The sequence below is a fragment of the Mucilaginibacter sp. BGA-UO-ETr-C110 genome (assembly GCF_059567985.1).
This window is the reverse complement of the sequence record NZ_JCAQPB010000002.1, coordinates 537,976-563,603: the sequence shown is the minus strand read 5'-3', so window position 1 is coordinate 563,603 and position 25,628 is coordinate 537,976. Positions and strand designations below refer to the sequence as shown.

Genomic DNA, 25,628 nt, shown 5'->3' with positions numbered 1-25,628 from the left:
ATAGGGTTAAAGTTTAATGGATGCACCAAAGGTTATTGTCCTGTTCTGAGGATAGGTAACATAGTTACCGTCTCCAACACGTTCAGGGTCCAAACCTGGATATTTACTAATGGTGAACACGTTGTCAGCAGCTACAAAAATCCGAAGGCTTTTAATCGAGATCCTGTTCAGCATGGATATCGGAAAACTATAGCCGAGTTGCAGGCTTTTGAGCCGGATGAAGGAAGCGTCTTTTAAGAAATAAGTAGAAGGGTAATTTTGTACAGGTGCATAGCCATCTGCCACGTATATCTTAGGCATGGTATTGGTATGATTGGTTGGCGTCCAACGGTTCAGCCAGTCTGTTGTTGGAATAGAGCCCTGCCTGAAAGGTTCTATTCCCCAACCGTTAACATATGTCTTCTGACCTTGAGAACCATAAATTTGCGCACTAAAGTCGAAGCCCTTGTATCCAGCTCCCAAATTAGCTGAATATTGATAAGACGGAAATTTACCGCCTACATAGGTTCTGTCATTTGCGTCTATTTTCCCGTCACCATTTATATCTTTTATTTTCAGATCGCCCGGCGTTGGGGTAACCGGTTGTTTCGGAGAATTATCTATCTCGGCCTGACTTTGAAATATACCATCCCAAACATACATATAGTAAGCATCGAGCTCATGCCCTTCCTCTCTGATGGTATGGTCGCTGATGTCCTTTGATCCATATTGCTCAAGCTTGTTTTTGTAGGTTTGCAGGTTTAACCCTACGGTATACGTAAAATCTTTGCCAATCCTGTCATTGTATTGAACTGCAAACTCGAAGCCTTTATTCCTCAGGGCTCCGTTATTTATAGTAGGTGCATTAAGGCCGACGTAGTAAGGAACCTGGGATCCCCTTAAGATATCGAAGGTATATTTATTAAAATAATCTGCCGAGAAAACCAGTTTATTATTAAATGCAGTCATATCAAGACCTACATCAGCTACCCGGGTAGTTTCCCAGGTGAGGTTTTGGTCAACCAACGTATTGGAAACAAAACCAGATGTAACCGTACCGCCAAAAGCATAATTAGCGCCCGATAATGTAGACTGATAAGGATATGTTCCAATATTCTGGTTACCCAATTGTCCCCAGGAACCACGGATCTTCAAATCATTTAACCAGGAAACATCTTTCAGGAAATTTTCCTTTGAAATTCTCCATCCGCCTGAAAATGAGTAAAACGTTCCATAACGGGTATCAGATGGCAACCTGGATGTTCCATCATACCTGATGCTGGCGCCGAGCAAATATTTATCTTCATAATCGTAATTGGCACTACCATATAAAGAACTGATCGCCCAGGAAGAGGATGTACCGCCGTTTGTCTGCCCGTCAGAGGGTCCCGCATCCAGTTCTCTCAGGAAGTTTGTAACATATTGTGTTCTGGATGCATTGATATTACTGCCCGTGTTCCTCTCCTGCTGCAAGCCGGCAAACGCCGAAAAATTATGCCCTCCAAAACTCTTTTTATAGGTCAGCTGGCTGTAATAAACGGTGTATAAGTTGTCTGAATTGCCTACATTCAGGCCGGGGGATCCGTCATCGAGATTACCCGCGGGACTCATATCACTATAATAATAGGTGGGTATAATGGGTCTGAAATCATTGAATTTATAAATCCCATAATTGAATCCCGCTTTATTCTCCCATCTCAACCCCCTGAAAAGATCAATATCCAGTGACAGGTTACCTTGAATGTATTTGTCATCTCCCCGGGTCCTGATGTCTTCATCCACGATGGCCACCGGATTTTTATTACCCAGTTCATTTGAATAGGCTTTTTTTATCCATTTCCCATCCACCTGCGCCGGATACAAAGGAGATTGCGCCAGTGCGGAAAGAAATTGGTCACTTGCTCCGTTTTCGGGTGTGAGCTTTTTGCCATAGCGCATCTGTATATCGCTTCCAAACGTTATTCTCTTGTTAAGCTTTGAATTCAGCCCTAGCGAGAGCGTATACTTTGAGTAGTCAAATCCCCGCATAACGCCGGGCTGGTTAGTGATCCCGATACCCACACTGTAAGTTGTGCTATCCTTACCTCCGCTCATGTTCAGGTAATGATTTTGTGTGTAAGCGGTGCGAAAGATATCATCCAGCCAGTTATGGTTTGGATATTTCACCTGGTCCGTCGCATTTTGATACAAATCGATCTGAGCTTGCGTATATAATGGGGCCAATGAAGAATTGGTACGTGCTTCATTCGATAACTGCATATAGGTGGCGGAGTTGGTAACCAGATCCGGAAGCTTCGTCGCATTGGAAATCCCGAAATTGTAGGTGTATTGAACAGCAAGACTGCCGGCTTTGCCCCGCTTGGTTTTTACCACAATCACACCGTTCGCCCCGCGTGATCCATAAATCGCGGCAGATGACGCATCCTTCAATACGGAGATCGACTCTATATCATTCGCATTCAGCACATCCAGGCTGCCGGGAAGGCCGTCAACGATCACTAATGGATTTGACCCAGCACCGCTGAAGGTACCGGTACCCCTGATTGTAAGCTGGACATTTTCGGCTCCCGGCTCACCTGAACCCTGAACAACCTGTAAACCGGGAAGTTTTCCCTGTAGTAAAGTTGCAGGAGAGGTGGCTACCCTTTTGTTCAGTTCGTCGCCGGAAACGGTGACTACTGCGCTGGTGAGCTTGTGTCTGCTTTGTGTAGTGTAGCCTACAACAACCATTTCATTTAACGCACTGGTGAGCGCAGTCATCCTGACTTCAATTTTCGATTGTGCACCAATTACAATCTCCCTGGTTTGAAATCCTACGAAAGAAATGACAAGTACATCACCCGGTTTGGCATCGATCGAAAACTGCCCCGCAGCATTAGTGACCGTACCCTTTTGCGCATCTTTTAACATAACGGACGCACCGGGCAATGGAGCCCCTTTGTCATCTGTAACTGTTCCGTTGATATTTTGAACAGTAATAACCGGCTTATCGCTTTGTGATTGCTCTGTTTCTTTTAAGGCAATAGTCTTTTTAAATATTTTATAACTAACTGGTATCCCGTTGAGACACTGGTCAAGCACATTGCCGATAGTTTGCTTTTCGACACTAATATTTAAGGTTCTGGATCTAAGAACATCAAGATTATCATCGTATATAAAATGATACCCGCTCTGTTTTTCTATCAGTAATAAGATTTTTTCTATGGATACATTCTTTTCGTGAAGGGTTATCAGCTGAGCATAGCTTTTCGCACTTACTTGTGCAAGTCCTGCAATCAATAAGACGATCGTTAGTTTCATCATTAGAAAAATTTTGGACATAGTGCGCCATGACGCTTCCGCGCACTTTAAATTAATTTTCATAATTTTGGTTAGTTTGGGGTTAAACGTTAGATTTAAATTGGTTACTTCTGATGATTGGATACCCGGATATTAACCGGGAAAGTGTTAGAGCACTTCCCGGTCTTTTAATTTACAGATGAATTGCAGGGATACGGGTAAACTATACCCGTATCCTATCTATCAGCTTAAAAAGGTACCCGTTTTTTAGGTGGTCTTTCGTATTTATTTCTCCATAATTAGTATTAAAGTGAATAATTGGTTATTGATTATCAGCCTGCTGCCTGAGACATGGAATAGGTTGGCCTTCTCATGAGCCTGCCTTTGCCTTAGTCAGTAACAGTAATATTTTTTCCTTCTATCCGGAATTTGATCCCTTCAAATTGCAATACTCCCAATAACTCAGCAATGTCTACATTGCGTGGCATTCTTCCGGTAAGCTTTGTCTTAGGAATCTTTCCTTCATAGGTAACCTTAATGCCATACCAGCGTGATACCTGGGCCATAATTTGCTCAATACCGGCTTTTTTGAAATCAAATAGCCCGTTCTTCCAGGCGATCTCCATTTCTGCATCTATTTCTTTATTAACTGTTAGCTGTCCCTTATCATTTAAAACAGCTTGTTCGCCGGGTTTCAGCATAGCAGCCGATAGCTTACTTTTTATTCTTACCGCACCCTCAAGCAGGGTTGTTCTGGTATCCTGATCATCATCATACGCAGAAACATTAAAATGTGTCCCCAATACCTGCACTTCGCTTTTGGTTGTTTTTACGATAAAGGGTACAGCTGCATTATGACTCACTTCAAAATAACCTTGTCCGGTCAATTCTACTTTGCGTTCATTTCCGTTAAAAGCTACGGGGTATTTCAGGGAGGAGGCGGCATCCAACCAAACATGGGAACCATCAGGAAGAATTACCTGGAATTGTTCGCTTTCTTTTGTCGTTAAGATGTTATACTGTAGTGCCTGATGGTCGCTATCCTTATCCGACGCAACGGTGTAAACAATCTGGCCTTGCTTTGTTTTACTGATTATGATCCCCGCCTCACTGGCCAGTTGACCTTGCAGGGAATCAGTAAGGATCAGTTTTTTACCATTTGCAAGGGTCAGTGTGGCTTTGTTGATGCCTGGTTTGATATCATGGGCATAAGTGTTTTCATGCGGCCCTTTATCTTTATTCCGCAGAAAAAACCATCCTGCACCGAAAGCAAAAAATAGCAAAGCCGCTACACCGGTTAACCAACGATAAGGAATTAAGCGCCTTTTATCGGTGTTTCTTAACTCAGTATCTTCCTGCTGGTTGATCCTGAAACTGACGGCGTTTAAAACGGATTGCCTGGCCCCTTCATCTACCTCTGCAAAAGCTGGTTCCTGGAATGCATTTTTAAGCAAATCATCGAATAATGCCCGATAGCGGTCATCCTGAATAGCTGCCTGTAATTCCGAAAGATCTTCGGGTGGAAGGCTATCATGGAGATATTGTTCAAATAATACTTTAAATCTTTCCTGGTGCATCTTATTGGTATAGGACGTACCCCTTGCAACATGCATTAATCAGGGCCTACTGATACTAAAGACGTAAAAGAGCGACAGGGTAAGACAAAAAATATTTATTTATTTTGATAGGCCGTACAAAATAGCCCCGGCGGCAAAAATGATGGCAGGATTATCTGTATGTAAAGCCATGAATTTGCGGATGTCCTGCAGTGCTCTCACTATATAGGTTTTTGAGGATACTACAGATATACTTAGTTGATGAGCAATCTGTTCATGAGTAAGGCCATCCACCCTGCTCAGCATAAATACATCTTTTACTTTTCCCGGCAATTGATCGATAGCGGATTTAAGGATATTTTCTAATTCATTATATTCCAACTTTTCCTGCGGCGTAACGGTACTGTCTTCAAAGTAATCAACCAAGGCTTCAATATTTTCGGTATCGAAAACCTTTTTTCGCAGAAAATCAAGAATAACATTGCGCGATAAGATATAGACATAGGCATCTTCTTCCTTTATTTCGATTAGCTTATGCCGGTTTTCCCAGAGCTTAATAAAAATATCCTGCGCGAGGTCCTGGGCCTTTTCTGGCGATTTGGTCAGCCTTAAACCCGTGCTATAAATCTGCGGCCAATGGTAGTTAAAAAATAAGGCAAAGGCCTGCTGGTCTCCAAGGGATACCCTGGTGCGTATATGTTGCTGATCATACAATGACTTTATCTGCAAAGTATCAGTTGTTTAAATAATCGGTCGTTAAATTTATGCAATAACAAACAAAATTTGTAAATTATTTCACTTGTAAATTATTACAGGTCAGTTTATTCTACAATGCAGGTGCGGGATTCCGACCTATAAGATGCCCCGTTCCGGGGAACGGGCAAGAGAAATGGAGATAAAGAAATTAAAGAACTTTAATAAGCTGTAAAGGTCTTTAAGGCCCTTTCCGCAGCCTGTCGTATACCCGATCCAACCGTAAAAATACCAGGAAAGGCCATCCTGCAGATTTCTGCTCGTCGTAAAAACGATACCGACAAAAAACATCTCATCTTTTATCGGTATCGTTATCGTATTAAAGTTTAGGATTGTTATCAATTTCAGATTGCGGGATAGGTAGAAATTCTTTTGAAGGAGTATAATATGATAAGGGTTCGGTAGTAAAATAGCTTTTCCTTCTCCATCTTAAAATATCAATGTTCCTCACCTCTTCATTCGTCATTTCCGCTGTTTTTTCGTGCATAATGGCTTTAACGACATCGGCCTTTGATCCTACCGGGAATTGTGATGTTGGATAAGGTGGCATAGCGACACTTGGCCTTGCCCGTACCTGGTTCAAATACGCAACCGCAGCACTGGTGTTACCCAGTTCATTTTCGCACTCAGCAAGATTCAAAAGCACTTCCGCATACCTTATAATCCTTTGGTTGTTGCTGCCCGGGTGATAGGATGCGGTAGCCTTGTCTTCTTTATAAATGAGCTGAAACTTTCTGAAGCCAACCTTAATAGTTTTGCCATTCACAACAGATGAGTTCCCATTTTGATCGGCATCAACTAATGTAGAGGCACCGTTGTTAAACGTATCACCTGTTTGGTAAAAACTGTAGGCATATCGAGGATCTGTTTTGGCAGCGCCCGTTGCCGTATTTTCAAATTCGTTAAGTATTTTGTTTGATGGAATCAGGTTACGCCAGCCTATTGGGTTATATTCCTGATTCCGTACGGTGGTCTGGGCAGCAGAAGCGCCGTCTCCAACAGCACTCCCCCAGTTAAAACCATTATCGCCTTTATCCGAATAGATCATTTCGAAGATCGATTCATTGTTAAATTCTGTTTCCTCTTCAAAATTATCAAGAAACCTTGGGGTAAGCGAATAACCATCGGCACCTGAAGTTGGTATTTTTAGTAAGGCCGCTTTGGCACCTGCATAATCGCCGGTTTGCATTAAAACACGGCCCAGCATAGCATTTGCCGCGGAAGCGGTTGCACGGCCCTTGTCTGTAGCCGATTTACCCGGTAATACGGCTGCTGCCTCTGTCAGATCCTTTACCGCCTGGGCAAAAACATCCTCAACTTTTGATTTAGGCTGATAATCGGTTGGGGTTTTAGCGGTAGTTGTATAAATAGGCACACTACCCCACATGCTTGCCAGTTCATAATAGGCCCAACCCCTTAAAAATTTGGCTTCGCCCACCAGGTTATCCCTTACAGCAGTATTGTCGGTTACATTTGGCGCATTATCTGTAACCGTATTAGCCCGGTGAATAACCGTGTAAAGGGTGTTCCAAACTGTATTCATCACCGGATTAGCGGGATCAACCACACCAATCAGTATCTGGTTGCGGGGAGCCTCTAACTGGCTGCCACCGCTTACTACGTCATCGCTCCGCAAATCATGCAGAAAAAACCATTCCCGGGCTACGAGGCCGATGGCATGCCATGTTGAATAAATAGCATAAGTGCCAGCTGTTAATTCACTTGAATTCTTGAAGTAATTATCCGTAGTCACGACGTTTGGATTACTAATATCCAGATCCTTTTTACATGAAAAAATGCTTGTTATTATAAGCCCTAAAGTAATGAGGTATTTAAAAGTCTTATTGCTTTTCATAATATTTTCCTTTAAAAATCTTAACTGTTAAAAACCGGCCTGTATGCCAAATTGAAATGAACGGGCTACCGGGTACTGACCAAAATCGACACCGTTGGTCAAATTACCACCTGTGGTATTTTGATTTTTATTACCTACTTCCGGGTCAAAACCTTTGTACTTTGTAAAAGTCAGCAGGTTTTGGCCAGACACATAGAATTTAAGGCGGCTAATGGCATTATTGGCAAAGGACCTAAGCACAGATTGTGGCAGGCTGTAACCAATAATTACGTTTTTAAGCCTCAGGTATGATCCATCCTCAATCCACCGGGTAGAGAGCCTTCCATTTCGGTTAGGGTCACCGGCAATGGCACGGGGCATTGTACTATTGGGGTTTTGTGGTGTCCAGGCATTTAAGACCTGGGTGCCTGCATTAAATAATCTGGGCATGCCTTCCTGTATAATCCGCTCGGCATTCAGGATCTTGTTGCCCTGTACACCCTGAAAAAATATGGCTAGGTCAAAGTTTTTATAATTGGCCGTATAGTTTAAAGAGTAAGTGAACTTAGGCAGGAAACTGCCGATATAGGTACGGTCATAGGAATCGATCACCCCATCCGGTTTACCTTGCGGGCCGCTGATGTCCTTGAATTTGATATCACCGGGAGCAGCATTAGCCTGTGTAGGGCTATTGGCAATCTCCGCAGCATTTTTGAAAATTCCATCGGCTATCCAACCATAAAATGACTGTACCGGCTGACCGGCAATGGTATTGGTAAACACATCTCCACCTCCAAAATCGGCATCGCTGCCAGATGGGATCGATGCATTTGCGGTATTTAGCTTGAGTACTTTATTACGAATAATACTTAACAAGCCGGTAATATCCCATTTAAACTCGCCATCCCTTTTATGATAACCCAACTGTATTTCGCCACCGGTATTTTGCATTGCGCCAATATTAGCTAACGTACCAACACCCTGAAATCCCTGGCTGGGTGCAGTGGGTACTGTAAGGATCAGGTTATCGGTTTTACGTTTAAAAAACTCCGCCACTACCGTTATGGTATTGTTATACAGGCCCAGATCTACACCAATGTTGAGTTGCTTGGTTTTTTCCCAGCTAAGATTAGGATTTGATAAGCCATTGGTAAACGAAGCGTTAGCACTTCCCGGCGCAATATTTCCTATCGGGTAGAAGGCCTGGTTTGAGTTTACCGGTGACAGATATGGATAGTTACCAAGTCCGCCTGGAGGAATACCGGTTAAACCATAACCTGCCCGCAATTTCAATTCGGATACAGATGGGTTATTTTTCAGGAAATCTTCCTGATCGATCTTCCAGCCAATTGAGGCTGAGGGAAAATTGGCATATTTATGACCTGGTGCCCAGATCGACAACCCATCACGACGAATAGACCCGCTTAAAAGGTATTTACCGGCAAAATCATAGTTTACCCTGCCTACGAGTGATTGCAACAGGTTGCTTTGATTAATATTGTTGGCCGATATATTTGATGCACCGTTAAGTGTTTTAACCAGGTTGGTTGACTGGGTCCCGGATGATGTTTCCGTAGTAAAGGTAAGGCCCTGCTGCTCGTAAACAGCGGTTGCCGCTATATGATGAGCTCCAAAGCTTTTATCAAAAGAAAGCTGTTGGGTATAGAGTTTGGTTGTTGACGATACTCGCTGATTGGCAATTGATGCCGAGGTAGCGCTCAAAGTGCCCCCATCATTATAAATAGGTGTATAGTTTTGGGTATAACCATTGGTGTAATCGATACCAAAAGTAGACCGGAACTTTAACCACGGGGTAAAGTTGACATCCAAAAACGCGGTTCCTAAAATTTTAATCGTTTTGATAGTATTTGACCCGATCTGGGCTGATTCCACAGGATTTGTAGGGTCTGATCCATCAAAACTGCTGATAGGACCTTGAAAGCCTCCGTTTGTGGTGGGGTCATGCAATGGGATGTATGGCAGCATCCTGACTACATTGGTCAATTGCGTTCTGTTACCCTGAGTCGCGTCATAATGCTGATTGCTAACCGCCGAATAAAGGTTTTGACCAAAAGTAAATACCTTGCTTATTTTATGATCAGAATTGATACGGTAATTATAGCGATCATAACTCAGGGCTTGTGCTATACCATCCTGTTTAAAATATCCTGCCGAAGTATAAAAACGTGATACATCATTACCACCAGCTAAGGACACATTGTTTGATGTTATTAAAGCATTGCGTTTAAAATAAGCATCCTGCCAGTCGGTATTCGTTTGCGCGTAGGTTTGGCTTGCTCCTGCGTAAATAGGCTTGTTAAAATTAGCCTGGGATAAACGCGGCGGTAATTTATCGGCCCCTAAAAGCATGGTGGCATACTGAACATATTGTTCTGTATTCAACAGATCTAATGTTTTTGACGGACTTTGAATACCCGCGTATGAGTCAAGGCTCACCTGCACTTTTCCGTTGCGGGCACCTTTCTTTGTGGTGATCAGTATAACCCCATTGGTAGCCCTTGATCCGTAAATAGCAGCAGCACTTGCATCTTTCAATACCTCAACAGATTCAATATCCTTTGAGTCGAAAGATGAAAGGTTTCCGGTAGGAAAGCCATCAATCACATACAATGGATCAGACGCAAAATTGATTGAACTGATACCCCTGATAGTTACAATAGGCTGTGTACCTGGTGCGCCGTTATTGGTTACATTTAAGCCTGCAACACGCCCTTGCAGGGCCTGTTCAACACTGGCAACAGGTAAAGCGTTAATGGTACGGGCATTCAATGAAGTGATTGCCCCGGTAAGCGTACTTTTCTTTTGCGATCCGTAACCGACTACGACAACTTCGTTAAGTGATTTTGAATCCGTTTTAAGTTGTACATCAATAACCGTATTATTGCCGACCACTACTTCCTGTGTTAAATAACCAACGGATCTGAATACCAATACAGCGCTTGCATCAGGGACGTTGATTTTAAAGCCTCCTTTGATATCGGTACTTACCGCAACATTGCTCCCCTTAACGGTTACACTTACGCCCAGTATAGGTGCCCCGGTTTCGTCGGTGACCATACCCGTGACAGGGATTTCCTGTGATGTCCTCATCGTTTGATTTTCCGGCTCGTCACCAGCCGCCAGCATCCTGTTAAGCACGATTACATTACCCGACACTTCATATTTGATATTTTGTGGCTTTAGCAGCGTCGAAAGGATATTTAACAGGGATTCGTTTTTGAATTTCACTGTTACTTTATTGTTGGTTTGCACCAGCATCGGACTGTATATAAATGTAATGTTGGCTTCTTTTTCAATTGAAACTAACACTTTGCGCATTTCCTTATCCTTTGCTTCAAGGCTTATTTTTTTATCAAGAACCTGGGCCTTACTACTACTGGCAATAGCCCCGCTGACTAAGGTGAGGCATAAAGCCATGTTGATAACCGTTACACGCATAATAGCAGTTAATGAACGTTTTTTTTTCATAAATTTGGTTTGGTTAATTGGATTTTATAAAAATTCGACGAAAAGCTTCCTGTTCAATTTGTTGGTCGCAGATGACAGGAAGAAACCGACCTCATCGGCGGTGTGTCAGCACTGCCGGTGATTTTTTCAAAAGCTTTTTATATTTATTCTCACATATCTTTAGGGGATTAATTGTTTAAAATCAGTTGATTATCACAGCCATGGCCGGTTATTATAATTTGTCCGTCAATTATCTTGTATTCGGCTTCAACAGCCTTGCAGATCAGTTTTAACCGCTCATCTAAAGATTGATCCGTTAGGGATGCTGTAAGCTGGCAATTGCCCATTACTTTTTCATCATAGGTGATATGTACCCCATAAGCATCCTCCATAGTTGTTACCACTTTTGAAAATGGTGTTGCGGAAAAATTGAAGTGAATATTGGCGGACTCTTTTGATAACAGCATGGGCTTTTTTAAAACCACTTTCTCCAGCTTTAGATCTTCACGATATAAAACCGCTTGTTGGTTAGCGGTTAAAACTATCGAAGGCTTGTTTTTTGATCCTGTGCTTTCAAGTTTATGGGCTGATACCTCTACCCTGCCCGTACTAACCGAAACTTTATATTGCCCTTCGCTATCATTGGCCTTAACCTTAAAACTGGTACCCACAACCCGTATGGTCAGTTCACCTGAATACACATAGAATGGTTTTGCAGGGTTTTTACTGACCTCAAAAAGCGCCTCCCCTTTGAGGTTTACCTCACGTTTGCTGCTGCTGAAAATTTTAGGATAATTTATTTGAGCGCCGGGTTGAAGTATCACAGAGCTGTTATCCGGCAGCTTTACCAGCATCGGCGTCCCGCTTTTATTAATCACATGGCTGCTGGTTTGCAAATTTACCTGGTTATCCATTTGTTGTTTTTTGCTGACATTGATAGCCACAAGGCCGACTGCAACAGCTATAATTAAAATGGCGGCAAAACGTAACAGGTTATTTCCTCTGGATTTAATTGGCTGAATATAATAAGGCGTTATTCCCCCTCCCTTAATCCGGCTATTCACCTGATCTATGATCAGGTCGATATCTTTTTCAGAAAGATCATTTACGGATTTGATATGGAATGACTGTATAATAGCACAAGCCTGTTTAAAAATATCTTCACAATTTGGGTGCTGTAAAGGAAAATTTCTCCAATAATCCTCCTCCTCTGCCGAATTACCCAGGGCCCATTCTACAAAAGAATTATCCATTAAAAAATCTTCGATTTTATGATATTTATTTTCAGGCATGAAACAGGTTATAATATTGGTCTACATTAACTATATGCAGCAAAAGGAAAAATCTACTGGAAAAATCTTAAAATAATTTCCGGATTGATAAAAAGGAGATCAAAGGCAGTAATAAACCGGGCTTTTTGCCCAATACTTTCGTAAGCTAATGATGGATTCATGCATCAGGTTATACACCGACTGCCGGTTAAGATCCATCACTTCGGCGATTTTTTCAGGGCTCATGCCTTCATAAAACCGCAGGTATAAAATTTCTTTTTGACGTTTGGGAAGATTATCCAGGATTTTTTCGAGCCGATGATAGATTTCCTGAGATACCTCCTCATTGATGATGCTTGACTCCACGTCAAATTCTATCATAAATTCATAATTATCCTCAATGAATTCCGATGGTTTCCATTTTGACCTTTCCCTGAATATCCGCAATCTCAACGCCTTATATAAATAGGATTTAACACATTCTGCCTGCCTTATTTTATCCCTGCGGTTCCAAAGCTCAAAAAACACGTCCTGGATACAATCCTTTACAAAATCGGGATCGTCGAGAAATCTAATCCCATATCTGTACATCGGGTTACTGAAAATACGCATCAGGCTGGCATATGAAACTGCATTGCCCAACCTGAACTCACTCCATAATAGAAGTACGCTTTCATTAGATATGTAAGTGTAATTTGGCAATTTAGGAATGATTTAAAATTTAAGTGTTAAAACAACACATGTAAAATTTGCGTTACAACCAGTTGAACAAATCTAAAAATTTATTTTAAAAATGCAATCGATTGCAGGTATTTACTACGCATATTTCATGTTGGAGCTGAGCAGTGGCTTTTCATTCCTTTCCTGGTAAAAACCTATCCATCTAGATAGGGATGACTTATAATCCTTATTTACTTGATTATGGATACTGAGGGCGTATTTTACATCCGGAGGCGGCTCACAGAGTGTACAGATGTAGTTGCAGCCGGAGCTTTTACTGGCAAAGTGCTCGGAACATCCAGTCTAATAAGCAGATAATAAATCAATTAAGCCCTTATGAATGTTGTTGCTTGCGTTTATATTCACTTGGGGTACAATGGTACTGCGCCTTAAATACCGTTGAAAAGTAATTGGGGCTGGCGAAGCCTACCATGTAAGTTATTTCGGAGATGGAATATCCTTCATGAGTCAATAGGTATCGGGCCTTTTTTAACCGGCGGTTCAAAATATAATCGGTAATGCTGCAGCCCAATAACGCTTTTACTTTACGGTATAATTGTACCCGCGAAACGCCGATATTTTTGCAGATGTCATCTACATTAAAGTTTTCATTGGCCAGGTTTTGTTCTACTATACCTGCAAAATCGTTAAGGAATTTTTTATCAAGCGATTTTGATACCGGTATTTTGCCGTGGCTTACATCGCTGGTAAAGTGTTCCTTAAGTATCACCCTGTTTTTGATGAGGTTTTTTACCGTTGCCAGTAGTTGATCATAATTAAAAGGTTTAACCATATACACATCGGCCATGCTGTCAATACCATCAATTTGCTGCTCAACGCTGGCCTGCGCCGTAAGCAATATCACCGGGATGTGCGATGTACGGATATCCGTTTTAAGGTTTTCGGTAATGACCTTGCCCGACATGCCGGGCAGCATTACGTCTGATATAATAAGGTCGGGTACTTTTTCAAATGCTTCCGCCAAACCCAGTACACCGTTATCCGCTGTAAAGACTTCGTAATCAGCACCCATTTTATCGGCAAGGTAACCAAGCAAATCGGTATTATCTTCAATGATAAGGATCGATTGCTCTTTAGGGTTGGCAAGGGCAGTTGTGTCGGTATTTATTTCATATTGTTCAAGATCAGCCGTATAAATACGGGAGCGTTCATCAATGGCTACAGTGTTAACAGGCTTGCCGACTTGGCCGGTACTGTAGTTGTACGGATTGCCAAGCGGCAGTGTAATGGTAAAAATGGTTCCCTCCCATTTTTTGCTGCTTACTCTGATGCTGCCATGGTGCAGGGAAATGATCTCTTTAGATAAGGAAAGTCCCAGGCCTGAACCCTTTGCATCGCCATTATCGGCCTGGTAAAATTGGTCGAAAATGTGTTCAGCTTCTTCCGGCTCCATGCCTATGCCATTGTCCTGGACAACTATTTCAACGTTTTCGGTATTTTGAGAGCAGGTTACCTGGATGCGGCCATTGTCTTTAATGAACTTAAATGAGTTGGATAGCAGGTTAAAGAAAACTTTGTCCAGCATATTCGCATCAAACCATACACTGATGTTTTTTTCTGCCGATATCAAGTTCAGGCTAATGTTCCGTTTCCGGGCATTATGCCGAAAGCTATCCATGATATCCATAACAAAATCAATCAGGTTGTTTGGTGCCGCGTTAATTTGCTGTTTATCGTACTCAATTTTGCGGTAGTCAATCAGCTGGTTAACCAATCTTAACAGCCTGAATGTATTTTTATGGATAAGTTTTAAATTTTTGCCCGCTATCATATTCAGCCTCTCGTTTTTCATCATATCCTCAACCGGTGACAGGATGAGCGTTAATGGCGTACGGAACTCGTGCGAGATATTGGTAAAAAAATTCAGCTTGGCTTCGGTGGCAACCTCAGCCCGGGCCGACATTTCCATTAATTGGTTACGCTGTAACAAAATTTCGTTATTTTTTGCTTCCAGGCTTTTGTTAATCTTGCGGTTTTCCATCAGCCAGTAAAAGGCAAGCCCGCCAAAAACAATGGCCAGCACCAGTGTTATGATAATGATATTTAAAATGAGCTGCTGGCTGTTGTAAACCTGCCGCTGTTCTTCCAGTAATGACTGCTGCCGTTCAATATCCTTTTGCTGGCTGCTGATCTTGTTCCATTGCATTTTCATCAGCTGCACATTGGTTGAATCGATAACCAGCGATTGCAGGATGTTTTCTTTGGCAAAAGCCTCCTTATTCAAGATCCTGAATGCGATGGTAATAGCCTCTTTACCACCGGTGGGGTATACCAAACTGGCATCAATAGTTTTTGATGCTACCATTTGCAGGCCTCCGCCGGTTCCGGGCATCGCGTCAACACCTAATACTTTAACGTGGTGGTTTACATGCAGGTTGTTCAAAACCTCTCTGGATGCGCTCGCCATGACATCATTATGGGCAAACAGCGCATCGGCTGCGTTTAAATCGGGCTGTACCTGATAAAGTTGTTTTTGGGCATGATCTTTCAGCCAGTCGCCATATACCTGGGCCTTAATGTGTATATTATTAAATTTGGCTAAGGCATCGCTAAAGCCCCTGTGTCTTTCAATTGCAGGCGAAGAGCCGGGCAGACCCATCACCTCTACAATATTACTGTTGCCCTTTAAATTACTGCCAATGTATTCGCCGGCCATTTTGCCAATCTGGTAATTATCGGCACCCACATAAGCGGTGTAAAGGTCTGACGAAGTTTTACGGTCAATGACAATAACCGGGATGCCTTTATTATACGCTTGCTCTACGATGCCTGTTAAAGGTTGCGCCTCGTTTGGCGATATGATGAGCAGATCGATGCCTTCATCCAGCATTTGTTTTACCTGTTCAATTTGTTTTTTACTACTGTTATCGGCATCGGCATAAATAAAACGGGCATCGGGATGTAATGACAGTTCCATTTTCATTTCATCGAGCATATTGCGCCGCCACAAGTCTGAGCCTACACATTGCGAAAAGCCTATGGTATACTGTGATGTTTTGTCGGCTTTTTTACAGCCGGTAAATACCATTAGTATAATAAATATGGTTAGCAATAACAGATTGCGCAGGTGATAAAGCAAAGCCATTATAAAATATTAAGTATCCGTTTGCGTATGGTTTTATTGGTTAATACAATCCTTTTTGGGAGGGACGTATACAAAAGTATCGATAAAAGTTTTTATAATGCAAATAACAGACTCCATCCTACGGCTTCCACTGTGTCATCATGTATCAAAACTGGAAATACGGTGTATCAAAATCAAACATCCGGGTGAAACAGTATAGGAATTTTGTTTTATATAACTGATAATCAACAATCTATAATTATCTAAATTTTTATACTCTTTTGGTATAAAATCAATAACTGCCGCTTTGCATATCGTCCTACTTTGCAACTGTAAATCCAATTAACACCTTTTATAATTATTATGAGAAAACATTCCGTCCTGGCCTGGTCCATGGTCGTGGCCCTTGGTGGCTTCCTTTTCGGGTTTGACACTGCTGTGATATCGGGCGCCGAAAAATCTATCCAGCAATTCTGGCACCTGTCTGTAATGGAGCATGGGCTTACTATATCTATCGCGCTTATTGGTACCGTAATTGGTTCATTGTTCGGTGCAAGGCCATCAGATATCTTCGGACGAAAAAACACTTTATACTTCGTGGCTGCCGCCTATTTGCTATCATCAATAGGTACCGCGCTGGCAGATAACTGGTATCTGTTTTTAGTATTCAGGCTATTAGGTGGCCTGGGTGTAGGTATATCATCGGTAACAGCGCCTATTTATATTTCAGAAGTATCGCCCGCCGATAGAAGGGGGCGTTTGGTAGGTTTGTTCCAGTTCAATGTGGTATTGGGTATTCTTATCTCGTACCTGTCCAACTATCTCATTAGCCAGGGCGGCGAAGCTTCATGGCGCTGGATGCTGGGTGTACAAGCCTTCCCATCTGCATTGTTTTTAGTGCTGATTTACTTTATACCAGAAAGCCCGCGCTGGCTCATCCTTAAAAAAGGCGAAACAGGTAGGGCATTGGAGATACTGCGCGTAATAAACCCGCTTAACTGCGATCAGGAGCTGGCGGCTATCAAAAACTCAACCCTTCATGATACCGCATCGAGCAGTAGGCTTTTCTCTGGTCAGTATAAAACACCGGTAATATTGGCTGTGCTCTTCGCCTTTTTTAACCAGGTATCTGGTATCAACGCCATTATATACTACGCGCCCCGCATATTTGAAATGGCCGGGCTTGGTGCGCACTCTTCGCTGTTATCTACGGTTGGCATCGGGTTAATCAATTTTATATTCACCCTGCTGGGCATCAATATTATTGATAAGGTGGGCCGACGCACATTAATGTTGGTTGGTTCATTCGGGTTAATAGCATCGTTATTCCTGGTGGCGTTCACCTTTTACTCCGGGCATTTAAGCGGATTTGCAATACCTGTTTATATGATGATGTTCATCGCCTTCTTTGCCTTTTCGCAGGGGGCGGTCATCTGGGTCTTTATATCCGAAATTTTCCCAAACCAGGTACGTGCCAAAGGTCAAACACTGGGTAGCTCCACCCATTGGGTAATGGCGGCCATCATCGCTTTTTGCTTCCCCTACCTGGCCGAGTCATTAGGCGGCGCGGTTACGTTTTCATTTTTTGGTGTGATGATGGTATGCCAGCTCATTTTTGTTTGGCGGTTTATGCCCGAAACCAAAGGCCGTTCCTTAGAGCAGATAGAAACCAATATGGTAATGCATTAATCATACTATAATGATAAACCCGCAAACAAACATATCAACCCCGGCCATTTGCTACGGCGAGATCCTTTGGGATGTATTGCCAGATGGCCCGCAGCCAGGCGGCGCTTTGCTAAACGTTTCGTACCACCTGAATAAATTAGGCGTACCGGCTAGCCTGGTAAGCAAAATAGGGAACGATGCCAGCGGCCAAAAGCTGGAAAACCTGCTTGATGGCTGGGGAATACCTAAACATTTGCTGCAAACAGATACTGAACATCCCACCAGCCAGGTAATTGCCAAAATGAATAATGGCAACGAAGTATCGTACGAGATCGTTTTCCCTGTAGCATGGGATTTTATTAACGATAGTAAACACATCATTACGCAATTGAAGCCGTCAACCTACCTGGTGTATGGCAGCCTTGCATCAAGGAATAGTGTATCGCGTAACACCTTGTTTGAACTGTTGGAAAGCGATGCCATTAAAGTATTTGATATTAACCTGAGGCCACCGTTCATCAGCCGCGATCTGTTGGATGAATTACTTCATAAAGCTGACATTGTAAAATTTAACCAGGCCGAACTCGAAATGGTACAGGGCTTATTCCGTGGATCATTCTGGAAGGAATCTGAACAGATCAAATTTATCCAGGATCATTTTACCATCCCCGAGATCATTGTTACCAAGGGGGAGTTTGGCGCATCATATTACAAGGGCGATAAGGCCTATCATGTAGCCGGCCGCGAGGTAAAAGTTATAGACACAATTGGCAGCGGCGATTCGTTTTTAGCCGCCTTTATAGCCAACCATTATCATGGCGAACAGCCACAAACCTTATTGAAAAATGCAATAGCGATGGGAGCATTTATTGCGACAAAGAAAGGAGGTTGCCCGGATTATAAAATCAAAGAATACCAGGACTTTATCAACAAAATGTTTTAACCAACCCATAAACTTAAATTAAAATCAATGAGAAAACTATTACTTATTTGTTCCTTGCTTATACTGCTAATAAGTGAAGGATACGCGCAATCCCGTATTATCACCGGGACTGTATTGGATAACGCATCTAAACCAATGGATGGTGTTACCATAGGTGTTGTTGAAACCCAAAAATCAGTACTATCAGATGCTAACGGAAAATTCAGCATTTCCGTTGCCACCGGACAGTCAATCAGGTTCTCCTACGTAGGTACTCAGCCTATTGTGATAACTATTGCAGCCGATACTAAAGTACTTAACATCGTATTTAAAGATGCCGCCAATGCACTCAATGAGGTGGTTGTAACCGGTTACACATCCGAAAGAAAAAAAGACCTGACGGGCGCGGTAGCCGTTGTGGATTTAGCCCCGGTAAAAAACAACAGCTCGGGTAATACCATGCAGGCTTTGCAGGGCAGGGTTGCCGGTTTGTATATCGAAAAAGATGGATCGGCTAATGGGTCAACCAGCAGGATACTGATCAGGGGAGCCAACACTTTGGGCAATAACAATCCTTTATATGTTATTGATGGTATACCCACCACCAGGCCCGAAGTGTTTCAAAATCTGTCACCCTCAAACATCGCATCGGTACAGGTACTAAAAGATGCCTCTGCCGAGTCGATCTACGGATCAAGGGCTTCAAATGGCGTTATCATTGTTACCACAAAAAATGGCGGCAATACGCAGGGTAAAGTTCAGTTCCAGTTTAATAACAGCACATCTGTTCAGTCCGAAAAATCATTGCGTTTTAAAATGCTGAATTCGGCTGACAGGGGAAAGGCGTTATGGCAGGCTTCGGTAAATGATGGTCAGGACCCGGCTGCCGGATACGGCGATATATACACCTTTAACTGGAATGGCAATTATAACAACCCGGTTTTAAACAGTGTGGTACCCAAACAATTTGTGGGCGGCGATCCTAATACCCCCGCCGGTGATACCGACTGGCAAAGTGTGCTGTATAAAATAGCCATGGTTTATAATAATGATTTCACCGCATCGATTGGTAACAAGAATGCATCGCTCGAAATAAACTTTGGCAACATCAAAAATACGGGCCTGGTTAGGTTTACCAAATATAACCGTACTACAGGCAGCATTAACGGTGTGGTGCGCGCTTTTGATAACAAAGCCACGTTTGGTGTAAATTTAAAAATAACCAACTCTAACGAGACGCTTACGACCACGGATCTGGGTGGTGCTGCAACCACATTTTTGGCAGTCACATTAGCGCCGACTATACCTGTATATCAAAAAGATGGTGTTACTTACGCCGGTGAGTCTGGTGCAGGTTATTCTGACAGGAACAATCCATTGCACATGCAGGATCTGGCCAAATGGAATAATGCCAACCGGGTAAACACATTTGGAAACGTTTTTTTAGAAATTCAGCCAATTAAGAATCTGTATTTTAAATCGAATTTTGGTGCCGATAATGCAGACTACCTGAGTAAGGTCATAACACCAACCTTTCAGGAAGGTGCCCTGGCCCGTACAACAAACAGCTTGTTTTTTGATCAAAACCATTACCTGAGCACTACTTTTTCAAACACTTTGAGGTATAATTATGATTTAAATAGCAATAATCATTTCAAGCTATTGGCAGGTACCGAGTATATTAAAACCTTTACCGATTTTCAAACTACCCTTAAACAAGGCTACGCCATACAAACGGAAGACTATTTCACCCTGGACGCCGGCACAGGCAATACCATTGTAACCGGCCGGTCAACCGGGAACAGTTTGTTTTCGCAGTTTGCACGGTTAGATTATAATTACGCCAGCAAATATTTGGCCTCGGTAACCGTACGCCGTGACGGCTCTTCAAGGTTTGGTTCAAATAATCAATATGGTATTTTCCCGGCTGCTTCTTTTGGTTGGAAAATTGACCAGGAAGGCTTCATGAAAAACAATACCATTTTCTCGGAATTAAAACTAAGGGTTGGTGTAGGCCGGGTTGGTAACCAGGAAATTGGCGACCAATCGCGCTTCACGCTTTATGATACCCGGTATGGTACTACCCAAAATCAATTGACACCAGGTTTCTGGGAGCAGTATATGAATGTTGGTACTGCGTACTCGCTTTCTGGCGCCAATACGGGTTCATTACCCTCGGGCTTTGTACAAACCCAGGCTGCAAACCCCGGTCTTAAATGGGAATCTACCGAAGAGATAAACGCGGGACTCGATTTTACCATCCTGCATGATAAGATCTCGGGATCATTTGACTATTTTACCCGGAGAACCACCGGTATCCTGATTACGCCTCCTGTTGCATCGGCATTGGGCGAGGGCCAATCAAAGACCGTTAACGGTGCCTCAAAAAGCAATAAAGGCTGGGAGTTTTTAGTAACCTACCACGGCCAGCAATCAGGCGATTTTAATTACAATGTAACTTTAAACTTTTCTCACTTTAGAGACAAGATCACAGATTTACCGGAGAACGTTAGGCCGGCTTATCCAGGGAATATAGATAATACCATAATAGGACATTCCCAGTTTGACATATTCGGATATAAAACAAACGGCCTTTTCCAATCGCAGGCCGAAGTAGATGCTGCCCCAACGCAAATCGGCGCAGGACCAGGCAGGATCCGTTATGTTGATATCAATCATGACGGGAAAATTGATGCCAACGATCAAACCTGGATAGGGACTACATTGCCTGCCTTAGAGTACGGTGTAAGAATTGATCTGACCTATAAAAAATTCGACCTGTCAATATTCGGGTCGGGTGTTGCGGGCAGGAAAGGATTTGATGTATATACCCTGTATAACAATTTGATGCATAGCCGCGAAAACGTAGGCCCGGGTGTGTTTGACGGCTGGACACCGCAGCATACCGATACAAAGGTGCCGGCACTAACGCTAAAAGATAACAATAATGAAGGTCGTACTTCTGACTACTTTATTGTGAATACCTCTTACTTCAAATTGCGCAACGTCCAAGTTGGATACACTATTGTACCTAAGGCGGTATTTACAAAGCTGCGGGTATTCGCGATGGCCGAAAACGTATTTACGTTGAAAAGTAAAAACTATTTAAGCCCCGATCCTGAAAGGATTGACCTTGGCCCGGTTCCAATTCCGAAAGTGTTCAGTTTTGGTATCAACGCATCATTTTAACGACAAAAACTATTCAGTATGAAAGCAAAAATATTATTTACAGCTGTTTTATCCGGACTGATTATCCTCAGCTCCTGTAAAAAAGCGTTAGACTATACACCCAAAGGCGTATTGTCTTCATCAGATTTAAAAACGCCTGCCGCAATTGAGGGTTTGGTAACAGCAGCCTACGCAGCTATTGGTAACGGCGATATGATAGGGCCAATTTACAGCGACTGGGCATATGGTAGCGTTCGTTCAGATGATGCCTACAAAGGCGGCGGCGGTACCAGCGATGTGGGTGAGGTTGATGCTTTGGAGCATTACAACCTGGTAACCCCATCAATGGACTCGTTTGTTTCACGTACCTGGAAAAACCTGTTCAAGTCTATCTCCAGGGCAAATGTGGCGCTAAAGGCAGTGAATTCACTCTCCGAGGCCGATTACCCTAATAAGAAAATACGTTTGGCCGAATTGAAATTCTTACGCGCCCATAGTTATTTCACCATGAAACTATTATATAAAAACATCCCCATTTTTGACGAAAACGCAACAACGGATGATATCCTGAAAGTTTCAAACACCTTATCAAATGAGGATTCCTGGAATAAAATTGCGACCGACTTTCAATACGCCATTGATAACTTGCCAGCTACCCAACCAGAGTTGGCCAGGGCCAATAAATTAAATGCCCAGGCATATTTGGCTAAATTAAGGTTGTACCAGGCCTACGAGCAGGACGATAAACACCATGTAATCAATATCAACAAAACAAGGCTACAAGAAGTGGTTACGCTTACCCAGGCGGTTATTTCCTCTGGAAAATATTCATTAAGTGCAGATATTGCCGATGACTTTTTACCAGAAACTGAGAACGGGCCGGAATCTGTATTCGCGATACAGTTTACTATTAATGACGGCACTACCTCCGGGCGTTTGAATTTTGAAGATGGGTTAAATTACCCCCACGGCGCGCCGCAATATGGCTGCTGCGGTTTTCATGCCGCAAGCCAGAACTTGGTGAACGCACACACCACTGATGTGAATGGATTGCCCAACTTTGATTCATTTAACAACAGCATTGCCGATTTAACAAAAGTAACGGTTGACCCCAGATTAGACCATACCGTTGGAATAGACGGGCATCCGTATAAATACGACAACACAAAGCCATTCAGCAACAGCTGGGTACGTGATCCGGGGGTTTACGGAAATTTCCATACCATGCGCAATCAGCAATTGGCTACAAGCTCATCCTATTTTAAGCTTGGTCCGTTCATGGGCTCGGCTAAAAATTATGATATCATCAGGTACGATGATGTGTTGCTCATGCAGGCCGAAGCCTATATTGAGCTGGGCCAGCAGGCAAACGCTTTACCCTTAATTAACCAGATAAGAAACCGTGCAGCAGCAAGTACCGGGCGATTGAAAAAGATAGATGGCACTTTTCCATCATCTTATAATATAAAGCCCTATACTCTGGCAAACTGGACTCAGGACTATGCACTTAAAGCGTTACAATGGGAAAGGCGATTAGAGTTCGCAACAGAAGGTGCGCGTTTCTTTGATTTAGTACGATGGGGAATTGCCGAAAAAACCTTAAACGACTATATCAATGTTGAAAAGGTGAGAAGAACATTTTTAGCAACAGCCAAATTTACCGCCGGCAGAGACGAATATCTGCCCATTCCACAATCTGAAATAACATTTACCAATGGTTTATATAAACAAAACCCAGGGTATTAATTTGTCAACAAAAATAAAGGGCCCTGGTTTGGTAAAGTAAACCGGGGTTCCCTTATTTATGAAATATTTATTTACTGTTTTTGAATATCTCTGCCCAATAATATATTTTATTAAAAACTTAAATTATGAAAACAAAATGCGGCATGTTGATGCTGATAGCCTTTATCACCGTAATTGGTGTTTGCAGAGCTCAGGATTTACAAAAAAAAACGTACACAGAGCAATACCGCCCGCAGGTACATTTCTCGCCAAAAGCGCATTGGATAAATGACCCCAATGGTATGGTTTATTTTAACCATACCTACCATTTGTTTTTTCAGTATTATCCCAAGGATATTGTTTGGGGGCCTATGCACTGGGGGCATGCTATAAGTAAGGACCTGATGCATTGGACAGAGTTGCCGATAGCTTTATACCCGGATAGCCTGGGTTATATATTTTCGGGCAGTGCTGTTGTCGATTCCAACAATACATCGGGCTTTGGTAAAAAAGGGAAGATCCCGATGGTTGCCATATTTACCCACCATGATCCGAAAGGAGAAAAAGCAGGCACTGAAGTTTTTCAGAACCAAAGCATTGCCTACAGTTTAGATAATGGTACTACCTGGACCAAATACAGCGGCAACCCGGTCCTTAAAAATCCGGGCATCAGGGATTTTCGTGACCCTAAAGTAATGTGGTATGCCAAACAGAAAAAATGGATAATGACCCTAGCTACTAAAGATCGCATCACTTTTTACTCGGCACCTGATTTAAAAAACTGGAAAAAGGAAAGTGAATTTGGTTTAAGAGCGGGGGCACATGGCGGCGTTTGGGAGTGCCCAGACCTGTTTCCTTTAAAGCTGAACGGTAAAACTTACTGGATATTGGTGGTAAACCTTAACCCCGGAGGCCCCAACGGCGGCTCGGCTACGCAATATTTTGCCGGTAGTTTTGATGGAAATAAATTCATACCCATTGATTCCAACACCAGATGGCTTGATTACGGTCCCGATGAATACGCCGGCATAACCTGGAGCAATACGGGTAGCCGCAAAATATTCTTAGGTTGGATGAGTAACTGGCAATATGCCAACCAGGTACCCACCCAGGCCTGGCGAAATGCCATGACAATACCGCGTGAGCTTGAACTGCAAGAAAGCAAGGGTCAAATTTTACTGGCATCCAAACCGGTAGCAGAACTGAAAAACAGCTACACCAAAACAATTGCTTTAAAGCAATTACAGATAAATAAAACCATTGACCTTTCTTCAAGGATCAGTAGTTTTAAAAGTCAGTATGTTTTAAAGTTCCGTTTAAAGCAGCTACAGGATTATAGTATTAAGCTGTCAAATAAAAATGGAGAGGAATTGCTGATAGGCTATGATGCAGGAAAAGATCAATATTTTATTGACCGTACAAAAGCAGGGAAAACTGACTTTCAAAAGGATTTTGCCGGCCGTTTTACAGCCCCACGTTTAACTACCACTAAAAACTCAAATATCACCATCGTAGTTGATAAAACATCGGTTGAGCTATTTGCCGACGGTGGTTTAACGGCCATGACGGCCGTTTATTTCCCGAGTGCTGATCTTAATAACCTTGCCCTTACGGCATCAGGCAAACTAACTATTGATAACCTCAGTATGACCGGGTTGCGTTCTATCTGGAAATAAACCAGCCTTGAACGCTTGCTGTTTGATCGTTCAAAAGATGTTTCAGATGATCTGGATGGATAAACGACCGCTTTTCAGTATTGATCAGGTTTTGTTTTAGCCTATTCACTTCATGGAAATGAATCGTAACCCTATACAAAAATGCGGTGTGGCAACCGCATGGCTACGGAGAGTCTTGATTTTTTTAGCTGGCTGGCTTTAAATATCATAAAAGTCAACTGAATATTTTTTGTTACAAGCCGGATTACAGCCCGGCTCACCATACCAGCAAATACAGTAAACTAAAGCTTTTTCCAACATAGTTACTACGATTAAATATGAATAAATGTCGAAATACAGCTACGGAGAATCAAGACTCTAAGCCATGTAAAACCTGATAATCAATGAGTTATATAACAATTCGTGGCAGTTTTATAAAATAATTTTTGCCCCGATTTTGCCACAAACTTTTGGGCATTTTAGGTAACTTTGGGAAAGTTGGCAACAAACAAAAGCCTGTAAACTATTCATTTACAGGCTTTTGT

13 protein-coding genes are annotated in these 25,628 nt (G+C 42.6%); 5 read left to right on the top strand and 8 right to left on the bottom strand.

The window, feature by feature from the left end; genetic code table 11:
* Positions 1-6: 6 nt before the first annotated feature.
* The 8 genes from AC57BQ_RS03830 to AC57BQ_RS03795 all read right to left on the bottom strand — a co-directional run bounded on the left by AC57BQ_RS03830 (position 7) and on the right by AC57BQ_RS03795 (position 15,966).
* Entirely contained in the window at positions 7-3,282 is a 3,276-nt protein-coding gene (locus AC57BQ_RS03830; RefSeq protein ID WP_496405004.1) for a SusC/RagA family TonB-linked outer membrane protein, read from the bottom strand.
* A gap of 365 nt (positions 3,283-3,647) precedes the next feature.
* A complete protein-coding gene (locus AC57BQ_RS03825; protein WP_496405003.1) occupies positions 3,648-4,871 on the bottom strand; it encodes a FecR family protein in 1,224 nt (407 codons plus the stop codon).
* A 63-nt stretch (positions 4,872-4,934) separates the two neighbouring features.
* Positions 4,935-5,543 carry an RNA polymerase sigma factor gene (locus AC57BQ_RS03820; protein ID WP_496405002.1) on the bottom strand — a complete coding sequence of 203 codons (609 nt, stop codon included), beginning with the start codon at positions 5,541-5,543 and terminating at the stop codon, positions 4,935-4,937.
* Between the two features lie 343 nt (positions 5,544-5,886).
* Positions 5,887-7,422: a RagB/SusD family nutrient uptake outer membrane protein gene (locus tag AC57BQ_RS03815; protein WP_496405001.1), complete on the bottom strand. Its 1,536-nt coding sequence runs from the start codon at positions 7,420-7,422 to the stop codon at positions 5,887-5,889.
* A gap of 27 nt (positions 7,423-7,449) precedes the next feature.
* Entirely contained in the window at positions 7,450-10,890 is a 3,441-nt protein-coding gene (locus AC57BQ_RS03810; RefSeq protein ID WP_496405000.1) for a TonB-dependent receptor, read from the bottom strand.
* Positions 10,891-11,057: 167 nt separating this feature from the next.
* Positions 11,058-12,161, bottom strand: a complete 1,104-nt coding sequence (locus tag AC57BQ_RS03805; RefSeq protein WP_496404999.1) for a FecR family protein — start codon at positions 12,159-12,161, stop codon at positions 11,058-11,060.
* Between the two features lie 99 nt (positions 12,162-12,260).
* Positions 12,261-12,842 (bottom strand): RNA polymerase sigma factor, encoded by a 582-nt coding sequence (locus tag AC57BQ_RS03800; protein WP_496404998.1) that lies wholly within the window; start codon positions 12,840-12,842, stop codon positions 12,261-12,263.
* 352 nt (positions 12,843-13,194) lie between these two features.
* Positions 13,195-15,966, bottom strand: coding sequence for a substrate-binding domain-containing protein (locus AC57BQ_RS03795; protein ID WP_496404997.1), 2,772 nt, complete (start codon positions 15,964-15,966; stop codon positions 13,195-13,197).
* 342 nt (positions 15,967-16,308) lie between these two features.
* Here AC57BQ_RS03795 and AC57BQ_RS03790 point away from each other — a divergent pair, with 342 nt between their 5' ends.
* The 5 genes from AC57BQ_RS03790 to AC57BQ_RS03770 all read left to right on the top strand — a co-directional run bounded on the left by AC57BQ_RS03790 (position 16,309) and on the right by AC57BQ_RS03770 (position 25,104).
* Positions 16,309-17,634: a sugar porter family MFS transporter gene (locus AC57BQ_RS03790; protein WP_496404996.1), complete on the top strand. Its 1,326-nt coding sequence runs from the start codon at positions 16,309-16,311 to the stop codon at positions 17,632-17,634.
* A gap of 10 nt (positions 17,635-17,644) precedes the next feature.
* Complete coding sequence (locus AC57BQ_RS03785; protein ID WP_496404995.1) at positions 17,645-18,556, top strand: carbohydrate kinase family protein; 912 nt, start codon at positions 17,645-17,647, stop codon at positions 18,554-18,556.
* Positions 18,557-18,583: 27 nt separating this feature from the next.
* Positions 18,584-21,724 (top strand): SusC/RagA family TonB-linked outer membrane protein, encoded by a 3,141-nt coding sequence (locus tag AC57BQ_RS03780; protein ID WP_496404994.1) that lies wholly within the window; start codon positions 18,584-18,586, stop codon positions 21,722-21,724.
* Between the two features lie 18 nt (positions 21,725-21,742).
* A complete protein-coding gene (locus AC57BQ_RS03775) occupies positions 21,743-23,449 on the top strand; it encodes a RagB/SusD family nutrient uptake outer membrane protein (protein ID WP_496404993.1) in 1,707 nt (568 codons plus the stop codon).
* 125 nt (positions 23,450-23,574) lie between these two features.
* Complete coding sequence (locus AC57BQ_RS03770) at positions 23,575-25,104, top strand: glycoside hydrolase family 32 protein (protein ID WP_496404992.1); 1,530 nt, start codon at positions 23,575-23,577, stop codon at positions 25,102-25,104.
* Positions 25,105-25,628: the final 524 nt, after the last annotated feature.

Excerpts from the sequence above, each read along its gene's own strand:
- AC57BQ_RS03830 (WP_496405004.1), bottom strand. The coding sequence starts at position 3,282 with ATGATGAAACTAACGATCGTCTTATTGATTGCAGGACTTGCACAAGTA.
- AC57BQ_RS03825 (WP_496405003.1), bottom strand. The coding sequence starts at position 4,871 with ATGCATGTTGCAAGGGGTACGTCCTATACCAATAAGATGCACCAGGAA.
- AC57BQ_RS03815 (WP_496405001.1), bottom strand. The coding sequence starts at position 7,422 with ATGAAAAGCAATAAGACTTTTAAATACCTCATTACTTTAGGGCTTATA.
- AC57BQ_RS03810 (WP_496405000.1), bottom strand. The coding sequence starts at position 10,890 with ATGAAAAAAAAACGTTCATTAACTGCTATTATGCGTGTAACGGTTATC.
- AC57BQ_RS03805 (WP_496404999.1), bottom strand. The coding sequence starts at position 12,161 with ATGCCTGAAAATAAATATCATAAAATCGAAGATTTTTTAATGGATAAT.
- AC57BQ_RS03795 (WP_496404997.1), bottom strand. The coding sequence starts at position 15,966 with ATGGCTTTGCTTTATCACCTGCGCAATCTGTTATTGCTAACCATATTT.
- AC57BQ_RS03790 (WP_496404996.1), top strand. The coding sequence starts at position 16,309 with ATGAGAAAACATTCCGTCCTGGCCTGGTCCATGGTCGTGGCCCTTGGT.
- AC57BQ_RS03785 (WP_496404995.1), top strand. The coding sequence starts at position 17,645 with ATGATAAACCCGCAAACAAACATATCAACCCCGGCCATTTGCTACGGC.
- AC57BQ_RS03780 (WP_496404994.1), top strand. The coding sequence starts at position 18,584 with ATGAGAAAACTATTACTTATTTGTTCCTTGCTTATACTGCTAATAAGT.
- AC57BQ_RS03775 (WP_496404993.1), top strand. The coding sequence starts at position 21,743 with ATGAAAGCAAAAATATTATTTACAGCTGTTTTATCCGGACTGATTATC.
- AC57BQ_RS03770 (WP_496404992.1), top strand. The coding sequence starts at position 23,575 with ATGAAAACAAAATGCGGCATGTTGATGCTGATAGCCTTTATCACCGTA.